Origin of the sequence: Acidovorax sp., assembly GCF_047607405.1 — a bacterium.
Classification (GTDB): Bacteria; Pseudomonadota; Gammaproteobacteria; order Burkholderiales; family Burkholderiaceae_C; genus Acidovorax.
In genome coordinates this window covers 1-18,735 of record NZ_JASGDA010000045.1, presented here as the reverse complement: position 1 = coordinate 18,735, position 18,735 = coordinate 1, and the positions used below count along the sequence as shown (strand labels likewise).

The window sequence follows — 18,735 nt, the reverse complement described above, 5'->3', positions numbered from 1 at the left end:
TGCGCCCGCTGCGGCTGCCGCACCGGCCCCCGCCGCTGCTGCCGAGGCTGCGGCCCCTGCCGCCGCCGAGGCCCCCGCGCCCAAGGTCGATTCCGGCGACACCGCCTGGATGCTGACCTCCACCATGCTCGTCATCCTGATGACCATCCCGGGCCTGGCACTGTTCTACGGCGGCCTCGGCCGCAGCAAGAACATGCTGTCGGTGCTGATGCAGGTCTTCGTGATCTTCTCGCTGATCTCGCTGCTGTGGGCCATCTACGGCTACAGCCTGGCGTTCTCGGGCGAGGGCAAGTTCATCGGCGGCCTGGACAAGCTGTTCCTCAAGGGCGTGACGCAGGAGACCTTCGGCGCGCTGACGACCATCCCCGAGTACGTGTTCATCGCGTTCCAGGGCACTTTCGCCGCCATCACCGTGGCGCTGATCGTGGGCTCGTTCGCCGAGCGCATCAAGTTCTCCGCCGTGCTGCTGTTCTCGGTGCTGTGGTTCACCTTCAGCTACCTGCCCATGGCCCACATCGTGTGGGGCGGCGGCCTGCTGGGCGCCGACGGCGCGCTGGACTTCGCGGGCGGCACCGTGGTTCACATCAACGCCGGTATCGCCGGTCTGGTGGGCGCGTACATGGTGGGCAAGCGCATCGGCTACGGCAAGGAAGCGCTCACGCCCCACAGCCTCACGCTGACCATGGTGGGCGCCTCGCTGCTGTGGGTGGGCTGGTTCGGCTTCAACGCCGGCTCCGCTGGCGCCGCCAACGCTGGTGCGGGCCTGGCCTTCGTGAACACCGTGCTGGCCACCGCCGCCGCCACGCTGAGCTGGATCGCCGGTGAAGCGCTGCACAAGGGCAAGGCATCCATGCTCGGCGCTGCCTCTGGCGCCGTGGCGGGCCTGGTGGCCGTCACGCCTGCTGCGGGCTTCGTGGGCCCCATGGGCTCCATCGTGCTGGGCCTGATCGCTGGCGTGGTGTGCCTGTGGGGTGTGGGCGGCCTCAAGCGCCTGCTCAACGTGGACGACGCGTTCGACGTGTTCGGCGTGCATGGCGTGGGCGGCATCATCGGCGCCATCCTGACCGGCGTGTTCGCATCGCAGGGCCTGGGCGGCACCGGCGGCCTGACGCCCGACACCTTCGCCATGGGCGCCCAGGTGTGGATCCAGGTCAAGAGCGTGCTGTTCACCATCGTGTGGTCCGGCGTGGTGGCGTTCATCTCGTACAAGATCGCCGACCTGCTGGTGGGCCTGCGTGTGCCGGAAGAAGCCGAGCGCGAAGGGCTGGACATCACCTCGCACGGCGAGACTGCCTACAACCGCTGATCCGTACTGGATGTGCCGCAGTGTCTGGTGGCGCTGCGGCACTGCAGCAAGAACAAAGCGAGTGACTCTTCGGAATTTTTCGGCCCGCCCTACCCGGCGGGCTTTTTCATGGCGCGGGGTATTACGATCCAGCGCATGGATTCCGCCCTTGCCCAGATCGCCGACCGCGTGCGCGCCGCTGCCGCCGACCAGACCCCGCTGCGCATCCGGGGTGGCGGCACCAAGGACTTCCATGGCCTGGCGCTGCGCGGCGAGGTGCTCGACACGCGGGCGCTCTGCGGCATCGTGAGTTACGAGCCCAGCGAACTGGTGGTCACCGCCCGCGCGGGCACCCCGCTGGCCGCACTGGAATCGTTGCTGGCCGACAAAGGCCAGTGCCTGCCCTTCGAGCCGCCGCATTTCGGCCAAGGAGCGACTGTCGGCGGCATGGTGGCCGCCGGCTTGTCCGGCCCTGCGCGCGCCAGCGTGGGCGCGGTGCGCGACTACGTACTGGGCGTCGAGATGCTCAACGGCCGCGCCGAGCGGCTGCGCTTTGGCGGGCAGGTGATGAAGAACGTGGCGGGCTACGACGTGCCGCGCCTCATGGCGGGCGCCTGGGGCACGCTGGGCCTGATCACCGAAGTCAGCCTGAAGGTGCTGCCCGTGCCGCCCGGCGAGGCCACGCTGCGCTTTGACGACTGCAACCAGGCCGACGCGCTGCGCAAGCTGCACGCCTGGGGCGGCCAGCCGCTGCCGTTGAACGCGAGCTGCTGGGTACACGACGGCACGGGCGCGGGAACGCTCACCGTGCGCCTGCGCGGCGCGGTGGCCGCCGTCGAGGCCGCCTGCAAGACCCTGGGCGGCACCCGGCTCGACAACGCCGCCGCCGCGCCCGACTGGACCGCATGCCGCGAGCAGACCCTGCCCTGGTTTGCGGCCCGCGCCAGCGGCCATGCGCTGTGGCGCCTGTCGCTGCCCGCCACCGCGCCCGTGCTCAGCCTGCCGGGCCTGGCGCCGCCGCTGGTGGAATGGCACGGCGCGCTGCGCTGGGTGCAGGCGCCCGCATCGGCGGGCAAGCTGCTGCGCGAGGCGGCAGCGGCTGTGGGCGGAAGCGCTACTGTTTTCAGAGCTGCCAGTGCAGATGGGATAAGCGCTGGAGCCGTTTTTGACCTGAAATCCCCGGCGCTGGAGCAGATCCATGCGCGGATCAAGCGCAGCTTCGACCCGGCGGGCATCTTCAACCCGGGCCGCGTCGCCGAGGGCTGGTAAGCATGCGCCGCCTGAGCCAACTCACCGCGCACCACCGCACGGCGGCCAGCAATAACGTGCTGGGCCTGCTGCTGGCCTTCAACGCGGGGGCGGTCAACGCGGGCGGCTTCCTGGTGGTACACCTGTACACCTCGCACATGACGGGCTTCGTCTCCATGCTGGCCGACAACCTCGTGATGGGCAGGATGGCCCTGGTGCTGGGCGCCCTGGGCGCGCTGCTGGCCTTCGTGAGCGGCGCGGCCGCCACGGCCATCATGGTCAACTGGGCCCGCCAGCGCCAACTGCACAGCAGCTACGCGCTGCCGCTGCTGGTGGTGGCCGTGCTCATGCTGCTGTTCGGGCTGGTGGGGGCCATCACGCTCTCCTGGCCCACGCCGTTCTCCGTGCCCGTGGCCGTGCTGCTGCTGTCCTTCATCATGGGGTTGCAGAACGCCACCGTCACCAAGATGTCGTCGTCGCAGATCCGCACCACGCACATGACCGGCGTGGTCACCGACCTGGGGATAGAGCTGGGCAAGATGCTCTACTGGAACCGCACCGGTGCCCCGCCCGAGCAGCAGGTGCGCGCCAACCACGCCAAGCTGCGGCTGTATGCGGGGCTGCTGGGCATGTTCCTCGTGGGCGGCATCGCGGGCGCGGCGGGCTTCAAGCACGTGGGCTTCGTCTTCGTGGTGCCGCTGGCGCTGGTGCTCATGGCGCTGTCGCTGCCGCCGCTGTGGGCCGACCGCGAGCGGCTGCCGGAGGCGGTGCGCAGGCGGCTCCCCCCTTGACTGAAACCCCTTCGACCCGGCTGCGCCATGCAAACCCAACTCGCCCCTGAATACCGCGCCCGCGCCGACGGCCTGCAGGCCGAGGCCATCCTGCGCAAGTGCGTGCATTGCGGCTTTTGCACCGCCACCTGCCCCACCTACCAGTTGCTGGGCGACGAGCTGGACGGCCCGCGCGGTCGCATCTACCTCATCAAGCAGGTGCTCGAAGGCGCCACGCCCACCCGCGCCACGCAAACGCACCTGGACCGGTGCCTGACCTGCCGCAACTGCGAAACCACCTGCCCCAGCGGCGTGCAGTACGGCCACCTGGTGGACATAGGCCGCCAAATCGTCGATGAGAAAGTGCCGCGCCCCTTCAGCGAAAAAGCGCTGCGCTGGGCGCTGAAGGAGGGCCTGCCATCGCCCCTGTTCGCCCCCGCCATGAAGCTGGGCCAGAGCGTGCGCGGCCTGCTGCCCGCCGCGCTGAAGGCCAAGGTGCCCCCATCGCCGAAAAAACTGCAAAAAGCAGGCGCATGGCCCCAGCGCACGCATGCGCGCAAGGTGCTGGTGCTGGCTGGCTGCGTGCAGCCCGCCATGGCCCCCCACATCAACGCCGCCACCGCCCGCGTGCTCGACGCCACGGGCATAGAGGCGGTCACCGCGCCCCAGGCGGGCTGCTGCGGCGCCGTCAAGTTCCACCTGAACGACCAGGACGGCGGCAAGGCCCAGATGCGCGCCAACATCGACGCCTGGTGGCCGCACGTGGAAAGCGGCGCGGTCGAGGCCATCGTCATCAACGCCTCGGGCTGCGGCGTCACCGTCAAGGAATACGGCCACATCCTGCAGGGCGATGCGCGCTACGCCGCCAAGGCCGAACGCATCAGCGCCCTCGCGCGCGACCTGTCCGAGCTGCTGCCCGAGCTGGCCGACCGGCTCGCCTCTCGCGTGCGTCCCACCGCCGATACGCTCTACGCCTACCACCCGCCCTGCACCCTGCAGCACGGCCAGAAGCTGCGCGGCGGGGTCGAGACGCACCTCGCCCGCCTGGGCTTCCAACTGCGCGTGGCGCGCACCGAGTCGCACCTGTGCTGCGGCTCGGCGGGCACCTACTCGGTGCTGAACCCTGGCCTGGCGACCCAACTGCGCGACCGCAAGCTGGGCGCGCTGGGCGAGGCGTTTGGCACCCAACCGCCCGACGCCATCCTGTCGGCCAACATCGGCTGCATCACGCACCTGCAAAGCGGCACGCCAACGCCGGTCAAGCACTGGATCGAGGTGCTGGACGAAGCGCTGACAGGGTAGTTTTGCGACTTTTTGAACGCATTTATTAAAAAAGACGCGACTTTTTTAACATCACCGTTAAAATAGCCGCATGCAGCGCTACCTGGACGCCCGCGTGGCAGCCGACCTGAAGAAAAAGCTGGTCTTTGTCACCGGCCCCCGCCAGGTCGGCAAAACCACCCTGAGCCGCCTGCTGATGCAGGGCATCCCTGCCCAGTACCTCAACTACGACGTGGCGGCAGACCGCGCCATCATCGAGCAGCAAAGCTGGCGCCTGGATGCGCAACTGCTGGTGCTGGACGAAATCCACAAGATGCCGCAGTGGAAGAACTGGCTCAAGGGCGTCATCGACGGAAAGCCCGCCGCGCAGCAACTGCTGGTGACCGGCAGCGCCCGCATGGACACCTTCCGCCAGACCGGCGACTCGCTGGCGGGCCGCTTCCACGCACTGCGCCTGCACCCGTTGAGCGTGCGCGAGTGGTGTACGCTGGCCCCCACAGAGGCCCCGCCCACGCCCGAAGAAGCGCTCACCCGCCTGCTGGAGCGCGGCGGCTTCCCCGAGCCCATGCTGGACCCCGACCCCATCGAAGCCGACCGCTGGCGCCGCCAGTACATCGACGGCCTGGTGCGCGAGGACGTGCTGGAGTTCTCGCGCATCCAGGAGCTGGGCGCCATGCGCCTGTTCGTGGACATGCTGCGCGAGCGCGTGGGCTCGCCGCTGTCGCTGGCGTCCATGGCGCGCGACCTGAATCTGGCCCAGCCCACGCTGCGCCGCTACCTCGACATCCTGCAAGCCCTGTTCATCGTCTTCGCCGTGCCGCCCTGGCACCGCAACATCGCGCGCGCCGTGCTCCAGCAGCCCAAGGTCTATTTCTACGACACCGGCCTGGTGCGCGGCGGCGGCGCTGAAGGCGACGGCGCGCGCTTCGAGAACCTCGTCGCCTGCCACCTGCTCAAACACGCCCAATGGCAGCAAGACGCCCTGGGCCGCGACTGCCAGTTGCACTACCTGCGCACCAAGGATGGCGCCGAGGTGGACTTCGCCCTGAGCGATGGCGAGCAACTCACCCACCTCGTCGAATGCAAATGGGCCGACGCCGCGCCGCACCGCGCCCTGGCCCGCTTCGCCGGGGAGTTTCCGCAGGCCCGGGCCGTGCAAGCCGTGCGCCACCTGCGCCAGCCCGAGCAGCGCGGGGCCATCGCCATCACCCACGCAGCGCAGTGGCTGGCCGAACTCAGTGCATGATTGCGGGTTTCGTCGCCCACCCCCCATCGCCATGACCGACCCCGTACACGCGCAAGAACAACAACAGCAGCCGTCCGCCAAGGCCCCCAGGCCCCGCACCCACCCCGTGCTGGAGCAGCTTGCCGCCCTGTACCCCCACCTGTTCGGCGCCGTGTTCCGCCCGCTCAAGCGCGGCATCTTCCACGACCTGCAGGCCGCGCACCCCGGCCTGTTCGAGAAAGAAGACTTGAAGGCCGCGCTGGGGCTGCACACCCGCTCCACGCGCTACCTGCAGTGCGTGGCGGCGGGCGAGCAGCGCCGCGATCTGGCGGGCCAGCCCGTGGAGCCCATGGCCCCCGAGCACGTACACCACGCGCTGCTGGAGGTCTATCGCCGCCGCAAGAACAGCAAGGGCGGGGCGGCGCAAGACCTGCTGCCCAAGCTGCGCAGCCGCATCATCGCCACGTTCGAGGCGTCGGGCCTCTCGCGCGAGGACTACACCGCGCGGGTAGCAAGCCGCGACGAGGCCGCCAACGCCATCCTGGAAGAAGCCTTTGCCGAGTGGGCCGCCCGCAATGCCAAGGACGAAGCCCTGCTGCGCGCCTTCGAGGCCAGCGGCCAGACGCTGGAAGCCTTTGCCGACATGTACGGCCTGGCGCCCCGCGCCGTGGGCCAGCAGATCGAGCGTGCGCGGCGCCTGGCTGCGGCGTAGCGGTTGGCGGCTGTCAAAACTCCTGTTTTGATAGCTGCTCGTGCTTTCTGCATAAGCGCTGGAGGCCAAAAAGGCTTGAAAACCTCAACGCCATGGTTCAACCCGCCAGCGCCGCTTCGATGTCCCCCGCCAGCTTCTTGGGCGCATCCTGCGGCGCGTAGCGGCGGATCACCCGGCCGTCCTTGCCCACCAGGAATTTCGTGAAGTTCCACTTGATCGCCTTGCTGCCCAGCAGCCCCGGCGCCTCGGCGGTGAGCCACTTGTACAGCGGCGAGGCATCGGCGCCGTTCACGTCGATCTTCGCCATCATCGGAAAGCTCACGCCGTAGTTGAGTTGGCAGAAGCTGGCGATCTCGTCGTTGCTGCCCGGGTCCTGGTGGCCGAACTGGTTGCACGGAAAGCCCAGCACCACCAGGCCCTTGTCCGCGTACTGCTTGTGCAGTTCCTCCAGCCCGCCGAACTGGGGCGTGAAGCCGCAGGCGCTGGCGGTGTTCACGATCAGCAGCACCTTGCCTCGGTACTGCGACAGCGGCACCGTCTGGCCGTTCATCTGCTGCGCTTCAAAGTCGTAGATGCTGCCGGGCATGGCGTTTTCCTTTCGTGCAAAGACAGGCCGCCATGCTAAGGCAACACTGAACGAGTCGCCCTAGCGCCGCAGCGCGGCCAGCAGCGACGCCAGCAGGATCAGCGCCCCGCCCAGCAGCGTGCGCGCGTTCAGCGCGGCAGCGCCCAGCAGGGCCGACGAAGCGGTGGCGAACACCACCTCCGACAGCATCACCAGCGCCGTCGTGCCCGCCGCCAGCCGCGCCGCGCCGAACTGCAGCGCCCAGTTGCCCAGCAGCAGCACGCCTGCCAGCAGTGCGGCCGTGGCCATCCAGCCCGGCTGCAGCGGCGGAAAGGAATCGACGATGCCCGCCTGCCGCCCGGCAAAGGCGGCGGCCAGCGCCATCAGCATGCAGCCGCCGAACATCGAGAACATGCGCGCAGGCCCCGGCACCGCGTGCAGGCGGCGCAGGGTGACGTTGGTCAGCGCGAACATGAAGCCGCCCAGCAGCGCCAGCCCATCGGCCAGCGACAGCGGCTGCCTGCCCAGGCTGCCCGCGCCGCCCTGCGGCAGCAGCACCAGCGCCACGCCCGCGAAGGCCAGCAGCAGCCGGGCCAGCGCCATGGGCGTGGGGCGCTCGCCCAGGATGCGCCAGGCCAGCAGCACCGCCCAGGCGGGCATCAGGTAGAACAGCAGGATCACGCGCACCACGTCGCCGATCGTCACCGCCCAGTTGAAGGCCACGTTGTTCAGCCCCGAACTGAGCGCCAGCAGCCACAGCTGCGGATGCTGGCGCACCTGCGCCCACACCCCGGGCCGCCAGGCCAGCAGCGCAACCAGCACCAGCGCATACATGAAGGCCGTGGCCCACAGCGGGTGCAGGCCCGCGCGGTGCAGCTGCTGGAACGGCCACCACGACAGCCCCCACACGAAGGCGTTGAACAACAGGGCGGCGAAAGGCAAGGGAGATTGCATGCAAAAAAGGGCTACAGCTCAGAAGGGGCGGGCGCCAGCAGCTATCAAATCAATAGTAAATCAGCGGAGTGTAAAAACTGGCGCGCCCCCAGGCCAGTGCCACCGTGGAGCTGGCTCCGCCAGGCCACTGGTGGCGTCCCCCTGGGGGAAGGCGCCGCAGGCGACTCAGGGGGGGGGTTAATGGTGCGTATCTTGCCGCGCGATCTGCAGCAGGTGCTCCACCTCGTCGCGGTGCTGCGTGCAGTTGCGGGCGTGCCAGCGCTGGATGGCCCACATCGCCCCGGCCACCAGCAGCCCGAACGCGGTGATGGCGCCGAACACCGACAGCCCCAGCTTGAGCGAGAGGCTGTAGAACGCGCCCATGCCCAGGATGGCCGCCTGCTCGTTGAAGTTCTGCACGGCGATGGAGCGGCCCGCGCCCATGAGGTTGTGGCCCCGGTGCTGCAGCAGCGCGTTCATGGGCACCACCAGGTAGCCGCCCAGCCCGCCCAGCGCGATGAGGAAGGGGATCGCCACCCAGATGTCGCCGATGAACACCATCAGGATCAGCAGCAGCCCCATGGCGATGCCCAGCGGGATGACGCGCGTGGCCGCGTCGAGCCGCATGCGCGCGGACGCCACCACCGCCCCCACGGCGGTGCCGATGGCGACCACGCCCGTCAGCGCCGAAGCCTGGGTGGTGTCGTAGGCCAGCGCTGCGGCGGCCCAGGCCAGCACGATGAACTTGAGGTTGCCGCCCGCGCCCCAGAACAGCGTGGTGGTGGCCAGCGAGATCTGCCCCAGCCGGTCGCGCCACAGGCGGCTGTTGCAGGCCCAGAAGTCGGGCAGCAGGCCCAGCGCGTTCGCCAGCACGCCGCGCGCGGGGTCGGCGCGCAGAGGGCGCATTTCCACGCCGGTGTGCGGAATGCGGGTGTTGAACCACGCGGCCAGGGCATAGACCACGATGAGCGCGGCGATGGCCGATTCGGCGGGCGTGTCCACGCCCGAGTCGAGCAGCGGCAGGTCAAAGCCCAGCAGCAGGGCCGACAGGTGCTGCCCCACCAACTGCCCGCCCAGCAGCACGCCGAGGATGATGGACGCGATGGTCAGCCCCTCGATCCAGCCGTTGGCCTTGACGAGCTGCGACGCGGGCAGCAGCTCGGTCAGGATGCCGTACTTGGCGGGCGAATACGCGGCGGCCCCCAGCCCCACCACCGCGTAGGCGATGAGCGGGTGCGAGCCGAACAGCATCATCAGGCAGCCCACCACCTTGATGGCGTTGCTGATGAACATGACCTTGCCCTTCGGCAGTGCGTCGGCAAAGGCGCCCACGAAGGGCGCCAGCACCACATAGAACAGCGCGAACATGGGCACCAGCGCGGCGCGCTGCCACTCGGGCGCGCCGCTGGTGCGCAGCAGCTCGACGGCGGCGACGAAAAGCGCATTGTCGGCCAGCGAGCTGAAGAACTGCGCCGACATGATGGTGTAGAAACCGCGCTTCATCGAATGGCTGGTGGGCGCATCAGCCCGGCTGATGCCCTGTGGAATGTGGAGACCTGTCGCAAGTGACTGGCGGTTATATCACGCACCAAAACAGCCGCAATGCCAGAATCCGGGGCATTTTCCCCGGTCAAACCCTCTATGCCGCGCCCCATACAAGCCCACATTCACACCGCCGCGCTGCGCCACAACCTGCAGCGCGTGCGCCAGGCCGTGCCCGACGCCAGGACCTGGGCCGTGGTCAAGGCCAACGCCTACGGCCACGGCATCGAGCGCGTGTTCGAGGGCCTGCGCGGCGCCGACGGCTTCGCGCTGCTGGATCTGGCCGAGGCCGAGCGCGTGCGCCACCTGGGCTGGCGCGGGCCGATCCTGCTGCTGGAGGGCGTGTTCGAGCCGCGCGACCTGGAGCTGTGCTCGCGCCTGTCGTTGTGGCACGCCGTCCATTGCGACGAGCAGATCGACATGCTGGCCGCGCACAAGACGCAGGTGCCGCACCGCGTGTTCCTCAAGCTCAACTCGGGCATGAACCGCCTGGGCTTCGCGCCCCAGCGCTTTCGCGCCGCGTGGGCGCGGCTCAACGCCTTGCCGCAGGTCGATGAAATCTCGTTCATGACCCACTTCAGCGACTCCGACGGCCCGCGCGGCATCGCGCACCAGATGGCCGCCTTCCACACCGCCACGCAGGATTTGCCCGGCGAGCGCAGCGTGAGCAACAGCGCCGCCGTGCTGCGCCACGCGGGCGGCGACCCGGCGGTGCGCGCCGACTGGGTGCGCGCGGGCATCGTGCTCTACGGCAGCGCGCCCGACTTCCCCGAGAACGACGCGGCCCACTGGCAACTGCAACCCACCATGACCCTCGCCACGCGCCTGCTGGCCGTGCAGCAGCTGCGGGCGGGCGACACCGTGGGCTACGGATCGCGCTTCACCGCCGAGGGGCCGCTCGCCATCGGCGTGGCCGCCTGCGGCTATGCCGACGGCTACCCGCGCCACTGCGACACCGGCACGCCCGTGCTGGTCAACGGCGTGCGCACGCGGCTGGTGGGGCGGGTCAGCATGGATATGGTCACGGTGGACCTGACCCCGCTCGTCGAGCGCGGGGTGCCCGTGGGCTTTGGCAGCGAGGTCACGCTGTGGGGCCGCGCCCGCAACGGCGCCGTGCTGCCCATCGACGAGGTGGCGCGCGCGGCAGGTACCGTGGGGTATGAGCTGATGTGCGCGCTGGCGCAGCGCGTGCCGGTGGCCGCCGATTGAGCATGGCCCGTACCCAATCCACCTGGCGCTCGGTGCGCATGCACCGCCAGAGCGTGGAGCGCAGCCTGCGCCAGCGCTACAGCCTGCGCTGGCACGGGCTGCTGATCGGCAGCTTCACGCTGCTGCTGATGTGGTGCGCGTCGCACCTGCAGATGCTGGCGGGCGTGGACTCGCTGGCGCTGCGCTACGCCGTGACGCTGACGGCGGGCTACCTGGGCTACCTGCTGGTGCTGCGCGCCTGGGCGGCGCGGCTGGTGCGGCGGCCCGAGGGCGGCGGGGCCGACGGCCTGGACTTGCCCGACATCCCCTGGCCCAACGGCGGCAGTGGTGGCGGCGCCCGGGTGCCGCTGCCGCGCACGGGCGGCGGAGACTTTGGCGGCGCGGGCGCGTCGGGCGACTTTGGCGCCGTGGGCGACAGCGGCGCCAGCGCGCTGGGCGACCTGGCGGGCGGCGCGGCGGATGCCCTGGGCAGCGCGGACGAAGGCGCGGTCGTCGTCGTGCCCGTCGTTGCCATCTTCCTCATCGGCGCCGCGCTGGTGCTGGGCGCGGGTTCGCTGGCCTTTCTGTTCTTCGGCTGGGACGCGCTGCTGGCCGTGGCGGTGGAGCTGGCCTTCTCCTACGCCACCGCCCGCGCGGCCGTGGGCGTGGAGCGCGAAGGCTGGCTGTCCGCCGCCGTGCGCCTGACGTGGAAGCCGTTGCTGGGCGCGCTGCTGTGCGCCGTGCTGCTGGGCGCCACCATCGACCACTTCCTGCCCGGCGTGCGCTCGCTGCCGCAGGCGGTGCGCGTCATCCAGGGCCGTTGATTGCTACTATATTGATAGCTGCTTGTGCTTTCTGGATAAGCGCCAAAGGCCAATTTGACTCAATAAATTCCCCGCACGCGCGCCATCAGCCGCACCAGCCCCAGCAGCGCGTCGGTGTGCGGCGTGGGCGTGGCGGTGATCTGGCCCAGCTCGCGCACCGCGCCGACCAGGGCGTCGATCTCCAGCGGCTTGTTCGCTTCCACGTCCTGCAGCATCGAGGTCTTGAACGCGCCCAGCTTGCGCGTGACGGCGTGGCGGTCCTCGGGCTGCTGGGCTATCGGCAGGCCGATCTTTGCGCCGATGGAGCGGGCTTCCAGCATCACGGCGCTGATGAAGCCGCGCACCAGCTCGTCGTCCAGGATGCGGTCGGTGGTGGCGCCGGTCAGCGCGCTGATGGGGTTGACGGTCATGTTGCCCCAGAGCTTGAACCAGATGTCTTTCTGAATGCAGTCCGACACTTCCACGTCGATGCCGCCGCGCGCCAGTACGTCGGCCAGGGCTTGCAGGCGCGGGCTGCGGGCGCCGCTCGGCTCGCCGACGATGAGGCGGTTGCCGAAGTGCTGGCGCACGAAGCCCGGCGCTTGCAGCGCGCAACTGGTGTGGACCACGCTGCCCAGCACCTGCGCGGCGGGAATGGCGCGGGCGATGGCGCCGTCCGCGTCCACGGCCTGCAGCGCGCGCCCTTGCGCCGCGCCGCCAAAGCCTTGCAGGAACCACCAGGGCACGCCGTTCATCGCGGTGAGCACGATGGTCTGCGGCCCGATCAGCGGCGCCATGGCGCGGGCCACGTCGGGCAGGGCGGGCGCCTTGACGGCCAGCACCACCAGGTCTTGCACGCCCAAAGCGCCGGGGTCGTCGTGCGCCGTGACCGGCGCGTGGGCCACCGTGCCGTCGGGGCGGCGCAGGCGCAGGCCGTCAGAGCGCAGCGCGGCCAGGGTGGCGCCGCGCGCGACCAGGCTCAGGTCGCATCCGGCCTGGGCCAGGGCCATGCCCAGCCAGCCGCCGATGGCGCCGGCGCCGTAGATACAGGTTTTCATCGGTTGCATGGCGGGCATTGTGCCGGTACGGGCGCGGCTATAGTCCAGGCCCCATGGCCAAGGACAAAACCATCTTCACCTGCACCGAATGCGGCGGCGCCAGCCCGCGCTGGCTGGGCAAGTGCCCGGCCTGCGGCGCGTGGAACACGCTGGTCGAGTCGGTGGCCGAAAGCACGGCCCCAGGCAAGAACCGCCTGAGCGCGCCGCAGTACGCGGGGCTGGCCCAGGCGCAGGCCGTCACGCCCCTGGCGGCGATCGAGGCGGCCGAGGTGGCGCGCACGCCCAGCGGCATCGGCGAGCTGGACCGCGTGCTCGGCGGCGGCGTGGTCGAGGGCGGCGTGGTGCTGATCGGCGGCGACCCGGGCATCGGCAAGTCCACGCTGCTGCTGCAGGCGCTGGACGCGCTGCAGCGCCAGGGCCTGCCCACGCTGTACGTGACGGGCGAGGAGAGCGGCGCGCAGGTGGCGCTGCGCTCGCGCCGCCTGGGGCTGGAGGGCAGCCAGGTCAACGTGCTGGCGGAAATCCAGCTCGAAAAAATCCTCGCCACCATCGAGGCCACGCAGCCCGCCGTGGCGGTGATCGACTCCATCCAGACCATCTACTCCGACCAGCTCACCAGCGCCCCCGGCAGCGTGGCCCAGGTGCGCGAATGCGCGGCGCACCTTACGCGCGCGGCCAAGGCCACGGGCATCGCCATCGTGCTCGTGGGGCATGTGACCAAGGAGGGCGCGCTGGCCGGGCCGCGCGTGCTGGAGCACATGGTGGACACGGTGCTGTACTTCGAAGGCGACACGCACAGCCAGTTCCGCCTGGTGCGCGCCATCAAGAACCGCTTTGGCGCGGTCAACGAGATCGGCGTGTTCGCCATGACGGAAAAGGGCCTCAAGGGCGTGAGCAACCCCAGCGCCATCTTTTTGAGCCAGCACAGCGAGCCCGTGCCCGGCAGTTGCGTGATGGTGACGCTGGAAGGCACGCGCCCGCTGCTGGTGGAGATACAAGCGCTGGTGGACAGCGGCGGCCCCAGCCCCCGCCGCCTGTCCGTGGGCCTGGACCGCGACCGCCTGGCCATGCTGCTGGCGGTGCTGCACCGCCACGCGGGCGTGGCCTGCATGGACCAGGACGTGTTCGTCAACGCCGTGGGCGGCGTGCGCATCAGCGAGCCTGCGGCCGACCTGGCGGTGATGCTGTCGATTACCAGCAGCCTGCGCGGCAAGCCGCTGCCGAGGGGCTTCATCGCCTTTGGCGAGGTCGGGCTGGCGGGCGAGGTGCGGCCCGCGCCGCGCGGGCAGGAGCGCTTGAAGGAAGCCGCCAAGCTGGGTTTCAGCGTGGCCGTGGTGCCCAAGGCCAATGCGCCCAAGAAGCCCATCGAGGGCCTGGCCATCCACGCCGTGGAGCGGGTGGAAGAGGCCATGAACGTGGTGCGCGGGCTGGCGTAATCGACAATCGCGGCCATGAATCTGCGCAACATCGTGATCCCACTGGGCATCGTGGCCCTGCTGATCGTCGGCTACACCTCTTACGGCTGGCCCGGCATCGCCGCCGTGGGCGGGGGGCTGGTCATGTGGGCGCTGTTGCACTTCACCCGCCTCATGAGCGTGATGAAGAAGGCCGCCAACCGCCCCGTGGGCTACGTGGGCAGCGCCGTCATGCTCAATGCACGGCTCAAGCCCGGCGTGAACCTGCTGCACGTGGTGGCGTTGACCCGGTCGCTGGGCGAGGCGCTGTCGCCCGAGGGCGCGCAGCCCGAGGTGTTCCGCTGGACGGACGGCACGCAGTCGCACGTGACCTGCGAGTTCCACAGCGGCAAGCTGCGCCAGTGGACGCTGCACCGGCCCGCTGCCGACGCCTCGTAAAATCCCGCTTTTTAAGGACGACCCCCCATGAGCCCCGTTGTTCCCTCGATGGCCGACCGTGACGGCAAGATCTGGATGGACGGCCAGATGGTGGACTGGCGCGATGCCAAGATCCACGTGCTGACCCACACGCTGCACTACGGCTGCGGCGCGTTCGAAGGCGTGCGCGCCTACAACACGGTGAACGGCACCGCCATCTTCCGCCTGCAGGAGCACACCGACCGCCTGTTCAACAGCGCCAAGATCCTGCGCATGAACATCCCGTTCACCAAGGACGAGGTCAACGAGGCGCAGAAGGCCGTGGTGCGCGCCAACAAGCTCGAATCGTGCTACCTGCGCCCGCTGACCTGGATCGGCTCGCAGAAGCTGGGCGTTTCCCCCAAGGGCAACCAGATCCACCTGATGGTGGCCGCCTGGGCCTGGGGCGCGTACCTGGGCGAGGAAGGCATGCAGCGCGGCATCCGCGTCAAGACCAGCAGCTACACGCGCCACCACGTCAACATCACCATGACGCAGGCCAAGGCGGTGAGCAACTACAGCAACTCCATCCTCGCCAACATGGAAGCCACCGAGGACGGCTACGACGAGGCCCTGCTGCTCGACGCCGCCGGCTTCGTGAGCGAAGGCGCGGGCGAGAACGTGTTCGTCGTGAAGGACGGCGTGGTCTACACGCCCGACCTGTCGGCCGGCGCGCTCAACGGCATCACGCGCAACACCGTGCTGCACATCTGCAAGGACCTCGGTATCGAGCTGGTGCAAAAGCGCATCACGCGCGACGAGATCTACATCGCCGACGAAGCCTTCTTCAGCGGCACCGCCGCCGAGATCACGCCCATCCGCGAACTCGACCGCGTCACCATCGGCGCGGGCAGCCGCGGCCCCGTCACCGAGAAAATCCAGTCGGCCTTCTTCGACATCGTGAACGGCCGCAATCCCCAATACGCCCACTGGCTCACCAAGGTCTGATCACCATGTCGCAAGCAATCGTTGAACTGCTGGCCAAGGATCTCAACGGCAATGGCGGCGTCTATTGCCCCAACCCCAAGGCCGAGATGAAGCTCTGGAGCGGCCACCCGAAGGTCTATATCGACGTGGCCCACGAGGGCGAGGGCAAGTGCCCCTATTGCGGCACGGTCTATCGCCTCAAGGCGGGCGAAAAAGTGGGGCACGCCCATTGAGCCTCCTCACCGGGGAGGCGTTGGACCAGGCCCTGGCGCGGGTCACGGTGGTGGCCGTCACCTACCACAGCGCCCATTGCGTGGCCGCCATGGCCGCCGGTCTGCAGCGGTTCCCGCACGTGGTGGTGGTGGACAACGCCAGCACGGACGACACGCTCGGCCAGTTGGCGCAACACCTGCCCCGCGCGCAGGTGCTGCGCTGCGAGCGCAACCTCGGTTTCGGCGCGGCGAACAACCTGGCGCTGGACCAGGTCCGCACGCCCTATGCGCTGCTGCTCAACCCCGACTGCCAGATCGACCCGGCCAGCGCGGCCCGGCTGGTGCAGACCGCCGAAGCCTGGCCGACCGCGGCCATCGTGGCGCCGCAGCTGCTGGCCAGCGATGGCGGCAAGGAGCTGAACTACGGCTGGCTGCGCTGGCTGTGGGCGGGGCGCGGCCCCGCCGCCGAAGGCCCCCTGTGCGTGGGCCACGCCTGCGCCGCCGCCTGGCTGGTGCGCTGCGACGCGGCGCGCTGGCGCTTCGATACGGGGTTCTTCCTCTACTACGAGGACGAGGATCTCTGCGCGCGCATCTTCCAGGCCCGGCAGATGGTGCTGATCGAGCCCCAGGCCACGGCGGTGCACGCCAACCGCGGATCGGTGCGCGGGCGCTCGCCCATGCGGGCCGAATGGGGGCGGGGCTTCCACCACAGCCGTTCCAAAATCCGCTTCCAGGCCAAGCACCGCGGTGCGCGGGCGGCCCTGCGTACACGGCGCAAGGCCCTGTGGCTGGGCGCGCTGGAGGTGCTGGTGCGGGTGCCTCTGCTCAACCCCCGGCTGCTGGCGCGCAGCGCCGGCCGCTGGTGGGGCATGTGGACCGCGCGCGCCCAGGCGGATGCAGGACAACCGGAGGGAGTGTGAGCCGATGCCGACCTTGACGATTGCCGTGCTGACGCGCAACGAGGCGCTGAACATAAAGGCGTGCCTGGAAAGCGCCGCGTTCGCCGACCAGGTGCTGGTGGTGGACTCCGCCAGTACCGACGCCACGGTGGAACTGGCCCGCGCTGCGGGCGCCGAGGTGTACCTGCACCCGGACTGGCAGGGCTTCGCCGCCCAGCGCAACCGCCAGCTGGAGCATGCCCGGGGCGACTGGATCTTCTTCCTGGACGCCGACGAGGTCATCACGCCCGGCCTGGCCCGCGAGATCCAGGAGGCCGTGCGCCGCGACCAGGATCTGGTCGGGGACGTGCGCTGGACCCAGGTGGCCTTCGGCAAGCCGCTGACCCACATGCGCAAGGGCGACGGCCTGCCGCGCCTGTTCCCGCGCCGGCAGTTGCTGGGCTTCGAGGGGGTGGTCCACGAAGGGCCCCGCCTGCGCACCCCGGATCTGCCCCACCAGTCGCTGCCCAGTCCGCTGCTGCACCATTCCCGGCGCACCGTACACCAGAGCCTGCTGAAGCTGGCCCAGTACGCGCAGCTGGGGGCCGTCAAGCGGCTGGACCAGGGCAAGCAGGGCGGCGTGCTGCGCGGCATGGGCAGCGCGCTGGCCAGCTTCGTGCGGCTCTACATCTTCCACCGAGGTATTCTCTGCGGACGCGAGGGGTTCCTGCACTGCTTCCTGGTCGCGCTGGAGTCGTTCTTCCGCTATGCCGCGCTGGCGGTGGACCGGGACGCCCTGGGGCAGCCCGCCGCAAGATGAAACGACACCCCCCTGAGGCCCTGCGCGCCTCCGTGCGGCCGCCAGAGGCGGCAGCCCTTCGGGGCCGTCCAAGCCTGCGCAGGCAGGCTTGGAGCCGCGGCCCTCAGCCCCCGCTCTCGCGCTGCGCGCGGGCAGGGGGACGCAGCCATCGCTGCGGGGCGGCCCTTGCTCGGCTGCCCTCGCCAGGGGCGTGCCGCGCCGTGGAAAACTGAATGGGCTTCCGCCTCCCGTCCTCCTATCCCCACGCAGCGCTGGATTGCATGGCGCGGTGGTGCCTCGTGGCGTTCTTCTTCCTGATGCCGCTGACGCTGGCGGGCGCCAACCTGTCGATGGCCTGCACGCTCGTGCTGTGGCTGCTGTCCGGCCGGTTCCGGGAGCGCTGGCAGGCCGTGCGGCACCTGCCGCCGACGTTTCCGCTGCTCGGCCTGGCCGGGCTGATCCTGATCGGCAGCCTGTACACGACCGGCACGCCGCAGGAAGTCCTCTACCACCTGCTCAAGTATTCCAAGCTGCTGCTCCTGCTGGCCGCGGCCTCGCTGCTGGTGCACGAGCCCACCCGGGAGCGCTGCTGGACGGCGTTCACCGCGGCCATGCTGCTGACCCTGGCGATGAGCTACATCAACATCGGCTGGAATCTGCCCTGGTCCAAGACGCACAACCTGGGCTGGAGTGCGGACCATTCGGTGTTCAAGGACCACATCACGCAGGGAGCGATGATGGCTCTGCTCATGCTGCGCGCCCTGCGCCAGGGGCTGGCGGTCCGGGTGCGTTGGCAGCGGGCGCTGTGGTGGCTGGTGGCCGTGCTGGCCTTCGTGTGCAACACCCAGCTGTCCCACGGTCGCACGGGCTACCTGGCGACCGGCGCGGCACTGGTGGCTTTCACGCTGTCGCAGGTGGGAGGCCGCAGAAAGATCCCGGCCCTGGCCGTGCTGGCGGTCGTGCTGGCGGGCGCCGTGTGGTTGTCTCCGCAGATCCAGGAGCGCGTACACCTGGCCGTCAGCGAACTCGGCGACTACAAGACGGACACCCTCAGCTCCATCGGCCAGCGCATGTATTTCTGGGAGAAGTCGCTGGAGCTGATCGCCGAGCGCCCCGTGCTCGGCTGGGGGACGGGCTCCTACTCCGGCCAGTTCTGCCGTGTGGCCACCACCGGGGACTGGTGCCACGCGGGGGCCTTTCACCCGCACAACCAGTTCCTGTTCTTCATGGTGCAGCACGGCATCGTGGGCGGGCTGATGTTCGCCGCCGTATTGCTCATGACGCTGTGGGGCGGCAAGCGCTGTGCGCGCGCCGACCGCTCCGTGACCTGGGGGTTCGTCGGCATCCTGGCGGTGGGCAGCATGACGCACAGCAGCCTGTGGCTGTCGTCGGAGAGCTTCTTCTATGCCTTCGGGCTGGCGCTGGTCATGGCCATGGG

19 protein-coding genes are annotated in these 18,735 nt (G+C 69.7%); 15 read left to right on the top strand and 4 right to left on the bottom strand.

All coding sequences use genetic code 11. From position 1 onward, the window contains the following. The 6 genes from amt to QM569_RS05860 all read left to right on the top strand — a co-directional run. Positions 1 to 1,306 (top strand): ammonium transporter (amt, locus tag QM569_RS05885; protein ID WP_414986294.1); only part of this gene is annotated, 1,306 nt, incomplete at its 5' end. Positions 1,307 to 1,441: 135 nt separating this feature from the next. Then, on the top strand, positions 1,442 to 2,554 hold the full coding sequence (gene glcE, locus QM569_RS05880; RefSeq protein ID WP_414986293.1) for a glycolate oxidase subunit GlcE: 1,113 nt from the start codon (positions 1,442 to 1,444) through the stop codon (positions 2,552 to 2,554). 2 nt (positions 2,555 to 2,556) lie between these two features. After that, positions 2,557 to 3,324, top strand: coding sequence for a YoaK family protein (locus tag QM569_RS05875; RefSeq protein WP_414986292.1), 768 nt, complete (start codon positions 2,557 to 2,559; stop codon positions 3,322 to 3,324). 27 nt (positions 3,325 to 3,351) lie between these two features. Next, positions 3,352 to 4,605 carry a glycolate oxidase subunit GlcF gene (glcF, locus tag QM569_RS05870; RefSeq protein WP_414986291.1) on the top strand — a complete coding sequence of 418 codons (1,254 nt, stop codon included), beginning with the start codon at positions 3,352 to 3,354 and terminating at the stop codon, positions 4,603 to 4,605. A gap of 70 nt (positions 4,606 to 4,675) precedes the next feature. Continuing rightward, the gene (locus tag QM569_RS05865) at positions 4,676 to 5,830 is read left to right on the top strand and encodes an ATP-binding protein (RefSeq protein ID WP_414986290.1); all 1,155 of its coding nucleotides are present in this window, start codon (positions 4,676 to 4,678) and stop codon (positions 5,828 to 5,830) included. A 31-nt stretch (positions 5,831 to 5,861) separates the two neighbouring features. Continuing rightward, positions 5,862 to 6,521 (top strand): ProQ/FINO family protein, encoded by a 660-nt coding sequence (locus tag QM569_RS05860; protein WP_414986289.1) that lies wholly within the window; start codon positions 5,862 to 5,864, stop codon positions 6,519 to 6,521. A gap of 97 nt (positions 6,522 to 6,618) precedes the next feature. Here QM569_RS05860 and QM569_RS05855 read toward each other — a convergent pair whose 3' ends face one another. The 3 genes from QM569_RS05855 to lplT all read right to left on the bottom strand — a co-directional run bounded on the left by QM569_RS05855 (position 6,619) and on the right by lplT (position 9,522). Further along, positions 6,619 to 7,107 (bottom strand): glutathione peroxidase, encoded by a 489-nt coding sequence (locus QM569_RS05855; protein ID WP_414986288.1) that lies wholly within the window; start codon positions 7,105 to 7,107, stop codon positions 6,619 to 6,621. Positions 7,108 to 7,167: 60 nt separating this feature from the next. Then, a complete protein-coding gene (locus QM569_RS05850; RefSeq protein WP_414986287.1) occupies positions 7,168 to 8,040 on the bottom strand; it encodes a DMT family transporter in 873 nt (290 codons plus the stop codon). A 177-nt stretch (positions 8,041 to 8,217) separates the two neighbouring features. After that, positions 8,218 to 9,522, bottom strand: a complete 1,305-nt coding sequence (lplT, locus tag QM569_RS05845) for a lysophospholipid transporter LplT (RefSeq protein ID WP_414986286.1) — start codon at positions 9,520 to 9,522, stop codon at positions 8,218 to 8,220. 138 nt (positions 9,523 to 9,660) lie between these two features. Here lplT and alr point away from each other — a divergent pair, with 138 nt between their 5' ends. Together alr and QM569_RS05835 are read left to right on the top strand one after the other, a co-directional pair. After that, positions 9,661 to 10,770 carry an alanine racemase gene (alr, locus tag QM569_RS05840; protein ID WP_414986285.1) on the top strand — a complete coding sequence of 370 codons (1,110 nt, stop codon included), beginning with the start codon at positions 9,661 to 9,663 and terminating at the stop codon, positions 10,768 to 10,770. Positions 10,771 to 10,772: 2 nt separating this feature from the next. Next, positions 10,773 to 11,573 carry a hypothetical protein gene (locus QM569_RS05835; protein ID WP_414986284.1) on the top strand — a complete coding sequence of 267 codons (801 nt, stop codon included), beginning with the start codon at positions 10,773 to 10,775 and terminating at the stop codon, positions 11,571 to 11,573. A gap of 59 nt (positions 11,574 to 11,632) precedes the next feature. On the opposite strand, the gene QM569_RS05830 is transcribed toward QM569_RS05835, so the two are convergent. Continuing rightward, a complete protein-coding gene (locus QM569_RS05830; RefSeq protein ID WP_414986295.1) occupies positions 11,633 to 12,610 on the bottom strand; it encodes a 2-dehydropantoate 2-reductase in 978 nt (325 codons plus the stop codon). A gap of 53 nt (positions 12,611 to 12,663) precedes the next feature. Here QM569_RS05830 and radA point away from each other — a divergent pair, with 53 nt between their 5' ends. From radA to QM569_RS05795, 7 genes are all read left to right on the top strand, one after another. Next, the gene (gene radA, locus QM569_RS05825) at positions 12,664 to 14,046 is read left to right on the top strand and encodes a DNA repair protein RadA (RefSeq protein WP_414986283.1); all 1,383 of its coding nucleotides are present in this window, start codon (positions 12,664 to 12,666) and stop codon (positions 14,044 to 14,046) included. A gap of 15 nt (positions 14,047 to 14,061) precedes the next feature. After that, positions 14,062 to 14,463: a glycerate kinase gene (locus QM569_RS05820; protein WP_414986282.1), complete on the top strand. Its 402-nt coding sequence runs from the start codon at positions 14,062 to 14,064 to the stop codon at positions 14,461 to 14,463. A 27-nt stretch (positions 14,464 to 14,490) separates the two neighbouring features. Next, positions 14,491 to 15,429, top strand: a complete 939-nt coding sequence (locus QM569_RS05815) for a branched-chain amino acid transaminase (RefSeq protein ID WP_414986281.1) — start codon at positions 14,491 to 14,493, stop codon at positions 15,427 to 15,429. A gap of 5 nt (positions 15,430 to 15,434) precedes the next feature. Next, entirely contained in the window at positions 15,435 to 15,641 is a 207-nt protein-coding gene (locus QM569_RS05810; protein ID WP_414986280.1) for a zinc-finger domain-containing protein, read from the top strand. After that, positions 15,638 to 16,540: a glycosyltransferase family 2 protein gene (locus QM569_RS05805; protein ID WP_414986279.1), complete on the top strand. Its 903-nt coding sequence runs from the start codon at positions 15,638 to 15,640 to the stop codon at positions 16,538 to 16,540. The genes QM569_RS05810 and QM569_RS05805 overlap by 4 nt, the downstream gene beginning before the upstream one ends. Before the next feature lie 4 nt (positions 16,541 to 16,544). Next, a complete protein-coding gene (locus QM569_RS05800; protein ID WP_414986278.1) occupies positions 16,545 to 17,318 on the top strand; it encodes a glycosyltransferase family 2 protein in 774 nt (257 codons plus the stop codon). A 212-nt stretch (positions 17,319 to 17,530) separates the two neighbouring features. Next, on the top strand, positions 17,531 to 18,735 hold a 1,205-nt coding region (locus tag QM569_RS05795), incomplete at its 3' end, for an O-antigen ligase family protein (RefSeq protein WP_414986277.1).

Coding starts and splice junctions, on each gene's coding strand:
- glcE (WP_414986293.1), top strand. CDS start 1,442: ATGGATTCCGCCCTTGCCCAGATCGCCGACCGCGTGCGCGCCGCTGCC.
- QM569_RS05875 (WP_414986292.1), top strand. CDS start 2,557: ATGCGCCGCCTGAGCCAACTCACCGCGCACCACCGCACGGCGGCCAGC.
- glcF (WP_414986291.1), top strand. CDS start 3,352: ATGCAAACCCAACTCGCCCCTGAATACCGCGCCCGCGCCGACGGCCTG.
- QM569_RS05865 (WP_414986290.1), top strand. CDS start 4,676: ATGCAGCGCTACCTGGACGCCCGCGTGGCAGCCGACCTGAAGAAAAAG.
- QM569_RS05860 (WP_414986289.1), top strand. CDS start 5,862: ATGACCGACCCCGTACACGCGCAAGAACAACAACAGCAGCCGTCCGCC.
- QM569_RS05855 (WP_414986288.1), bottom strand. CDS start 7,107: ATGCCCGGCAGCATCTACGACTTTGAAGCGCAGCAGATGAACGGCCAG.
- QM569_RS05850 (WP_414986287.1), bottom strand. CDS start 8,040: ATGCAATCTCCCTTGCCTTTCGCCGCCCTGTTGTTCAACGCCTTCGTG.
- lplT (WP_414986286.1), bottom strand. CDS start 9,522: ATGAAGCGCGGTTTCTACACCATCATGTCGGCGCAGTTCTTCAGCTCG.
- alr (WP_414986285.1), top strand. CDS start 9,661: ATGCCGCGCCCCATACAAGCCCACATTCACACCGCCGCGCTGCGCCAC.
- QM569_RS05835 (WP_414986284.1), top strand. CDS start 10,773: ATGGCCCGTACCCAATCCACCTGGCGCTCGGTGCGCATGCACCGCCAG.
- QM569_RS05830 (WP_414986295.1), bottom strand. CDS start 12,610: ATGAAAACCTGTATCTACGGCGCCGGCGCCATCGGCGGCTGGCTGGGC.
- radA (WP_414986283.1), top strand. CDS start 12,664: ATGGCCAAGGACAAAACCATCTTCACCTGCACCGAATGCGGCGGCGCC.
- QM569_RS05820 (WP_414986282.1), top strand. CDS start 14,062: ATGAATCTGCGCAACATCGTGATCCCACTGGGCATCGTGGCCCTGCTG.
- QM569_RS05815 (WP_414986281.1), top strand. CDS start 14,491: ATGAGCCCCGTTGTTCCCTCGATGGCCGACCGTGACGGCAAGATCTGG.
- QM569_RS05810 (WP_414986280.1), top strand. CDS start 15,435: ATGTCGCAAGCAATCGTTGAACTGCTGGCCAAGGATCTCAACGGCAAT.
- QM569_RS05800 (WP_414986278.1), top strand. CDS start 16,545: ATGCCGACCTTGACGATTGCCGTGCTGACGCGCAACGAGGCGCTGAAC.